General features: G+C 41.6%; 9 protein-coding genes and 1 pseudogene. 9 read left to right on the top strand and 1 reads right to left on the bottom strand.

Annotated features, from left to right (window positions below):
* Positions 1-369 precede the first annotated feature (369 nt).
* The gene (locus DXC04_RS14895) at positions 370-606 is read right to left on the bottom strand and encodes a helix-turn-helix domain-containing protein (RefSeq protein WP_005341369.1); all 237 of its coding nucleotides are present in this window, start codon (positions 604-606) and stop codon (positions 370-372) included.
* 210 nt (positions 607-816) lie between these two features.
* Here DXC04_RS14895 and DXC04_RS14890 point away from each other — a divergent pair, with 210 nt between their 5' ends.
* The 9 genes and pseudogenes from DXC04_RS14890 to DXC04_RS15940 form a co-directional block, all read left to right on the top strand.
* Positions 817-1,128 (top strand): hypothetical protein, encoded by a 312-nt coding sequence (locus DXC04_RS14890; RefSeq protein WP_215727210.1) that lies wholly within the window; start codon positions 817-819, stop codon positions 1,126-1,128.
* Positions 1,129-1,168: 40 nt separating this feature from the next.
* Positions 1,169-1,501, top strand: a complete 333-nt coding sequence (locus tag DXC04_RS14885) for a DUF5720 family protein (protein WP_117497983.1) — start codon at positions 1,169-1,171, stop codon at positions 1,499-1,501.
* 186 nt (positions 1,502-1,687) lie between these two features.
* A complete protein-coding gene (locus tag DXC04_RS14880; protein ID WP_158555569.1) occupies positions 1,688-2,596 on the top strand; it encodes a ParM/StbA family protein in 909 nt (302 codons plus the stop codon).
* Entirely contained in the window at positions 2,593-2,883 is a 291-nt protein-coding gene (locus DXC04_RS14875) for a plasmid segregation centromere-binding protein ParR (protein WP_117497985.1), read from the top strand. Before DXC04_RS14880 ends, DXC04_RS14875 begins: the two co-directional genes overlap by 4 nt.
* A 154-nt stretch (positions 2,884-3,037) precedes the next feature.
* Positions 3,038-3,610: a hypothetical protein gene (locus tag DXC04_RS14870; RefSeq protein WP_117689640.1), complete on the top strand. Its 573-nt coding sequence runs from the start codon at positions 3,038-3,040 to the stop codon at positions 3,608-3,610.
* Between the two features lie 70 nt (positions 3,611-3,680).
* A pseudogene (dcm, locus tag DXC04_RS14865) lies at positions 3,681-4,976 on the top strand (DNA (cytosine-5-)-methyltransferase).
* 2 nt (positions 4,977-4,978) lie between these two features.
* Positions 4,979-5,935, top strand: coding sequence for an amidoligase family protein (locus tag DXC04_RS14860; protein ID WP_117497991.1), 957 nt, complete (start codon positions 4,979-4,981; stop codon positions 5,933-5,935).
* 10 nt (positions 5,936-5,945) lie between these two features.
* On the top strand, positions 5,946-6,428 hold the full coding sequence (locus DXC04_RS14855) for a gamma-glutamylcyclotransferase family protein (RefSeq protein ID WP_117689641.1): 483 nt from the start codon (positions 5,946-5,948) through the stop codon (positions 6,426-6,428).
* Between the two features lie 74 nt (positions 6,429-6,502).
* Positions 6,503-7,792 (top strand): thioester domain-containing protein (locus DXC04_RS15940; protein WP_243112175.1); only part of this gene is annotated, 1,290 nt, incomplete at its 3' end.

Raw genomic sequence — 7,792 nt, 5'->3', positions numbered from 1 at the left:
GAAGCTCGCTGTATAACAGCAGGTTTGCAATCGGCGTTTTTAAAATGGAGTACAGTTTATAGTAGTGTATAGCGTGTACCAAGTTATAATTATGGGGTTGAAAATAACAGTATACACAGATAATGTGGAAAAATGTGTATGACGTTTATATAGAAAATAACATTGAAAAAGAAATTCAAGAATGGGTAAATTCATTAAATTTAAAATAGAATAATAATTACATGAGTGACAGAAGATAAGAATCTGAATTCCCTGTCACTTTTATATTATTTGATAAGAAAAAAGAACTGGTTTATATCCGATAAGAATATAGACTGGTTCTTATTTTTAATATGCTATTATATACACAGGGAGTCGGGGAATGTCGAACTATAGCAAGCCGGAAAAGAAAGCATTGATATCGGTATGAAAGAGTTTTGCAAGTGCAACTAATTCAGATGCCTTAATGTTCATGCGATTTGTTTCCAGTTTGGCATAGGTACTTTTGGTGATGGAGATACCCATAAGATTTAATTTTGCAACTACTTGGTCTTGAGTCATATTGTTTTTATATCGAATTGCTTGGATATTTTTACCAATATCCATATCTGGTCTAATCTTTTGCATAATGATGAACTCCCCTTATAAAATAAAAAGATTCGTAATACAGAAATATATATATTGATTCTAAAGAATTTAAATTTTATAATGTTTCGTAATAAGGAATTATTTTTAACAGGAAGAGGTAAAAGTATAATGGATGTGGAGATGGAAAAGAGAAAATTTTTAAATCTATGTGGCAAAAGAGATCGAGCATTATTGTCAGGTGAAAAAAGAATGACATTGGGGGATATGGAACGATTGACATATCTGACAGAATTTTTTGAACTGGAGAACTATGGAATCGCCTTATGGAAAGAATTTGGTGATGATGTAAAAGAGCCATTTGAAGCGATGATGAAAATGTTAGATGAGCCGGAGTGCATAGAAGATCGATGGCTTGATGACGAAGCAAAAGGGGAAAAGTGGTTGTTAGAATTTCAGGAACTGGCATTAACGGAAGAATACAGGGAATGGATTCGAAATTATATCGATAAAAAATATGAAGAAAGAGGATTACCATATCCGACAGGAGCAGACTTTGATTAAGAGGTCTGCTTTTTTCTGACCTTTTGGGAGGTGATAAGAGGTGGAAGTAAGTATTTATGAACTCTTGGCGGCAGCAAGAGAATCGGCTAAATCCGATTATATAAAAGGGGACAGCATTCTGTGTGAGAAGAGATTTCATCCAGATACTCATTACATGGTGGAAATAGAGCTGCTAGAAAATGATAACAGGCTGGGAGAAAAGGGAAATTACATACGGAAGTTTCTGACAGAACCGGAGTATCTTCCCATTTTACAAAAGCAGGAAAAACATCTCATAAAAATAAAAAGACAGGCAATTGTTCAAAAAGGAAACTTGCGATATATCTCTCCCCCGGACAGGCTGGACCGCCGCCGGGAGAGGGATATTTTATAACCGGCTGGGGAGGAACAGTAGTGTTCCTCTGGCTATAGTGGTATGAAAAAGCCAGATTTTCCGCAGGTTTTGGGACGCTGGAACATAGAAAAGTGTTCACGAATGGCACTTTTGCAACGATCCGTTGCAGCAGTGAAAGCATTTTTGACATTACGTTAAACAGAAAAATGAAAGGATGTGATTGCGATAATCATAGGAATTGATCATGGCTATTATGCCATTAAAACAAGACAAGTGTCTTTCCCAAGTGGAATTATTGGGTATGATTACGAGCCGTATACCATGCAGAATGTTCTGCAGTATCAGGGAAAGTATTATGTTTGCGGTACGGGAAGACAGACGCTGGTAAAAAATAAAACGTCCAATGATAATTATTATCTGCTGACGTTGGCAGCCATTGCAGAAGAAATCAAGCATCGGAAAGCGGAACGAAAGACAGAGGTAATTCTGGCTGTCGGACTTCCGCTTTCAAGTTTCGGAAGAGAAAAACAGGGATTCAGGGAGTATCTGTTGCGGAAAGAGCAGCCAGTGCGATTTTTATATGAAAGTGAGTTATATGAGATAACAATAAAAGATGTGAAACTGTTCCCACAGGGATACTCTGCGCTTGCTCTGCATCCAGAGTATCTGAAGAATGAACCGTCTGTTCTGCTTGTTGATATTGGTGGCTGGACCGTTGACCTTATGAGGCTGGACAATGCTGTTCCCAATGCAGCAACGTGCAGGAGTCTGGAGCTTGGAGTGATCCGATGTATTGACGAGACAGCAGAACAGGTGCGTAGAAATACCGGACTGTCTGTAACAGAAACTCAAATTGAGCGTGTGCTTCGGGGGGAATCTTGCAGTATGGCAGAGGAGGCCAGACGGATCATACAGGAAAACGGACGGAAATATATCGAAAGAATACTGTCTGCGGTGACAGAATCCGGGTTTGATCTCCGGGCAGTACCAACCGTATTTATGGGTGGAGGCTCCGCAATTTTAAAACGCCACGTGACCGCACAGGATGCGATTTGCCGCCCCGTTTTTATAGAGGACGTCCATGCCAACGCAACAGGGTATGAACGGATTGTAGAGCAGATGTGGGCGAGATGACACGCCCGGTGTATTCGTTCCGCCCAAACCTGAAAAATCCAGAACACCAGAGGGCATGGGAGAAATTTCAAAGTGTTCCAGAAGGGCAGAAAAGCCAGTATCTGGTTCAGGCAATTCTGGAAAAAGAGGATCGGAAATGGCTGGAAGAAGTCATTCAAAAGACGATAAAAGAAAGTGTTCGGGAATTAGGAATATGTGGCACTACGGAACAATCGACAATGAAACCATCATCGGAAGGAATACCAGATCAGATGATGGATTTTTTATCTCAAATGGAAAATTTGTAAAGGGGGTGAGGCCTATGATTGCACGATACATACATTGTTGGATCTGCTAGGGGTAAGGCAAGAAATGCATCGTTATCTTTGGTGGGTATTGTGAATAGCTTTCCATGCGGCTTTGGAGTATGTTGTGTGTAGCGAAAGAGAAAGGAGACCAGCTATGGCAGAGATGAAAAATATCTGCGGAAAGATCCCGATGGACTTACATGAAAAAGTAAGAGAAGAGATTGAACTCACAGAAAGCAGCACACAAAAATTTTTACAACAGGTCATTGAAGAACATTTCAACAGACTGGAAGGAAAAGGAGAAATAAGCATGGGAGCAGTAAGAACAGTAGCAGTACAGGTATCAGAGGAATTATTTCAGAGATTAAAAGTTGTCATCGGAAAGAAACACATGAAACAGAAGGACTTCTTAATTCAGATTATAGAAGAAGCACTGGAAAAGGCAGAGGCCGAATGGCAAAGCAAAGAGCAGCCTGAAGAATCCGAACAGACAACCGGAGAATTGAGAACAGAAGAAACTCAACCGGAAGAAAGAACTGAGCCGGAAAGGGAAAGTGAACCAGAAGAGGAAAGCGAGCCAGAAGGAGAAAGCGAACCAGAAGGAGAGAGCGAACCGAAAGAGGAAAACGAACCAGAAGGGGAAAGCGAACCGGAAGAGGAAAACGAACCAGAAAGAGAAACTGATCTGGAAGAAGAAACCAAAGCAGAAGAACCAACAGAATGGTAACCAATTGATACAGAAGAACGAATGGCGGTATGAGAGATCATGCCGCCTGTTTTTATCAGCAAAAAGGAGGTTGATAGCCGCAACCATTCAATTTTTTGATCTCTTTAGCGGAATCGGGGGATTCCGTGAAGGCTTAAGACGGGCAGGAAACTTTGTCTGTGTCGGACATTGTGAGGTGGATACTTATGCGGATAAGAACTACCGATTGCTGTTTGACACAGAAGGGGAGTGGTATTGTAGTGATGCATGAACAATTGAACCAGAACGAATGCCGGATTTTGATTTACTCTGTGCAGGATTTCCTTGCCAGGCATTCTCTATCGCCGGAAAGCGAGAAGGATTTGCTGACGCAAGAGGAACTCTCTTTTTTGAAATTGCCCGGATTCTTGAAGCTAAAAGACCCTCGTATTTTATCCTTGAAAATGTTCCCGGTTTGTTATCGCATGACAAAGGCCGGACGTTTTGCACCATCCTCAGTACGCTTTCTGAACTGGGGTACCATGTCGAATGGAAAGTGCTTAACAGCAAGGATTTCGGAGTCCCCCAAGCAAGGAAACGGGTGTATATTGTCGGATATCTTGATTTCAGATGTGCCGGAAAAGTATTACCTGAACCAGAAACAAATGGAGCAGCTCTTGTTCAAATCCGGGCAGGAAGTCAGGGAAAAAGAGTCTACAGTCCAAAAGGATTAAGCTGTACCCTGACATCACAAGCAGGAGGAATGGGTGGAAAGACAGGATTATATGATGTGGGTGTTCCAATTAAAGAAAATACAAAGCTCGGCTACAAACTTGCAAGAGAGGGTGACAGCATCGATTTAGGCTATGCGAATCTCAACAGCAGGAGAGGAAGAGTCGGACATCAGATTGCACATACCCTGACTACAGGTATTCAACAGGGAACACTTCATTTTGTAGATTTGTCACCGCCACCATTGGTAACAGAACATTGCAGATGTCTGAATACCAGACAATCAGGAATTCATAATCACAAAGGAGAATGTTCCGGCGTATTAAGAGAAGAAGGAGCAAGAGCAGTCCTTACACCAGCAAAAGAAAATGTCCGTCAGAATGGCAGACGCATGAAAAATCCAGAAGAACCGATGTTCACAATTACTGCAACCGATCGTCATGGCATCTTGTATCATGGAAGAATAAGAAGATTAGTTCCGAGGGAGTGCCTGCGTCTGCAAGGTTATTATGACTGGCAGATTGACAAGATCATAGACTGCACTTCTGATGCACAGCTTTATAAACAGGCTGGAAATGGGGTAACTGTTAATGTCATCGAGGCAATCGGAAGATTGTTGCAAAAGGCAGACTCCGAACTGAACGCACAGGAAGTGTCTGAGAAAGGAATCCATTAGGTATGATCGGCATAAAAGACCAGTTCTTTGGCACAGAAATCGAGATGACAGGAATTACCAGACAACGTGCTGCAGAAGTTGTTGCGGAAATGTTTGGAACAGAAGCATATTATGACGGCACGACTTACGGAATCTGGTCAGTGAGAGATTTGGAAGGGAAAAAGTGGAAATTTATGTCTGATGGGAGCATTCATACAGAACGAAAAGCAGGCGGTCGAATTGTAGAGGCAGGCAGAGAATATTCAACAGAAATGGTATCTCCGAAATTATCCTATGATGAAATGGGTAAGTTACAGGAAGTAGTACGCTGTCTGCGACGGCATGGAGGTTTTGTAAATGAGTCCTGTGGTCAGCATGTTCATGTAGATGCATCGAATCATACACCGCAAAGCCTGAAAAATGCACTGACAATTATGTATGCAAAGGAAGATATCCTGTTCAAAGCACTAAAAGTGCAGGAAAGAAGAGCAAATAGTTATTGCCAAAGGGTGCGGCCGGAGGTATTGGAGAAGATTCGAAAAATACCAAATAAATCAATCACTATGGACCGAGTAAGAAATGTCTGGTATGGAGGCAGGGATGGAAGTCATATCCATTATGATCATACCCGTTATTATGCTTTAAATCTTCATGCTGTGTTTTCCAAGGGGACTTTGGAATGGCGCTGTTTTGAAAGCACGTTACATGCAGGGAAGGTAAGAGCAAACATTACACTGGCATTAGCCATTTCCGCACAGGCGATCAATCAGAGATCTACACAGATGAAAAAGACACTGATATCAGAAAATCCGGCATTTACATTTCGTACATTTTTATTGAGACTTGGATTAATCGGAGATGAATATAAAAATGTCCGAAAACATCTGCTAGCAAATCTGGATGGTGATCTTGCGTGGAGATACGATAAAAGCACGTATGAGTGTCTGAAGAAAAATCAAAGGACAGAAGAAGTCAGATAGAGGTGAGAAAATGGAAGATAGATATTATTTTGCTTATGGCAGCAACATGAATCTGGAGCAGATGAAGTACAGGTGTCCGGCTGCGGAAGTTGTGGAAAATATCCGGCTTGAAGATTATCGACTGGCATTTCGAGGAAGGGCTCCGGGCAATGGGGTAGCAACGGTACTGCCGGAAAAAGGAAGCTGTGTCGAAGGAGTCTTATGGAAAATCACAGAAGCGTGTGAGAAGAGTCTGGATTTTTATGAAGGATTCCCAAGTTTTTATAGGAAAGAATCGATTCGGGTAAAAAATCAGGAGAGTGTGGAGAAAGAAGTGTTTGTATACATGATGAACGCTCCGCACAAAGATGTTCCTGCAAAGCCATCAAAATTCTATCTGGATGGGATTCTGGAAGGATGTAAGGATAACCAGATTCCAACGGAGTCTGTCATGGAAGCGGTAAAACGTACCAGACAGGAAGTAAAAAAAGAAAAAAATCGATATGCAAGATAAAACGTACCGCAGAGGAAACATCTTCTGCGGTATTTTACTGAAAAAAATCTATTTATAATAGGAAGGAAAAGCACATGAAGGTTAGAAAATTAAAGACCAGAATTGCTGCTTTTGGACTGGCTGTCCTGATGGGCGCCAGTACCTTGAGCAGTGCGAATGCGTTTGCGGCCGAACAGTCAGGCTCGGAACAGCAGACGGAAGTACAGGCGGTAACAAGCCAGAAAGATACATCAGTTACGGCAGATGATATCACAAAAGCAGTTTCGGATGATACATTTGCAGTGGAAACCAGTATGGAAGGAATCCATTATGATACAGAAAAAGAAGAGGTTACGCTTGTAAGTATCAAAGATGAGAATGGTGGAGAGTATCATTCTGACAAAGCAGGAACATATATTGCCACTTATATGGTCGTTCCAAAAGATAAGAGTGACAGCTATACCATCACCCGGAAAGTGACTCTGACGGATACAGAAGGTCAGGCACATTCCGAAGAAAATGGTGGAGAGAAACAGAAGTCAGATACAGAATCTGAAGATGATTCGGATTCGCCTGTGCAGAACTACACAGATGTAGAAATTGAAACATCCGAAGAAGATGCATCTGCACAGGCAGTCAAAGAACTGAAAGAGGACATCGAAGAGGGAAATGTGATGGTATTGTCTGCGGCTGAAAGAGCTACAAGCAGCGGTTCCACAGTTACATTGACAAAGGGGAGAACTATCTATTATCCAAGTTATATTGGAAATTATCTTACTTGCCTGTTTACAGTCAATGGAAAAATTGCATACTGCCTTCAGTCCCAGAAAGCATCCCCACCGAGTGGAAGTTATGTAGCACAGGTACTGGACAGCAATAAAAATTTGCAGAAAGTCCTTTATTATGGTTATGGCGGGGCAGGAGATCTGACAGGAAGTTATCTGTCTGGAAAAACGGAAGATGAAAAGTATGTGTATACACACATTGCAGCCAGCTACGCTTATGCAGGAGAAGCCGGATTTACAGGATGTAATTATAATGACCTTGTAAATGCAGGGGTTATCGCATATATCAATTATCTGTTTGGACAGGAAGAACCGCCAAAAGGTGAACTGAGCCTTTCAAGTACAAAGCTGAATGCAGTACGGGATGGAAACATCCAGAAAACATCAAATATCACACTGTCTGGAGATCACAGAAACTATGTGACATTGAGTGTACCGGAAAATGTGACTGCACATAATCTTTCCAAAGGAACAAGTGTTACAAATGGAAACATCCAGATTTATGGTGGAGATACATTCTATCTGTCCGCAGATTTATTACTGACAGGCAGTTATGCTTCCGGAAACTTATATGGTTCTGTCGGAAAGACATGGAGAACA

Origin of the sequence: Dorea sp. OM07-5 (assembly GCF_003481355.1) — a bacterium.
Lineage (GTDB): Bacteria > Bacillota > Clostridia > Lachnospirales > Lachnospiraceae > Dorea_D > Dorea_D hominis.
This window is presented reverse-complemented; position numbering and strand designations above follow the sequence as displayed.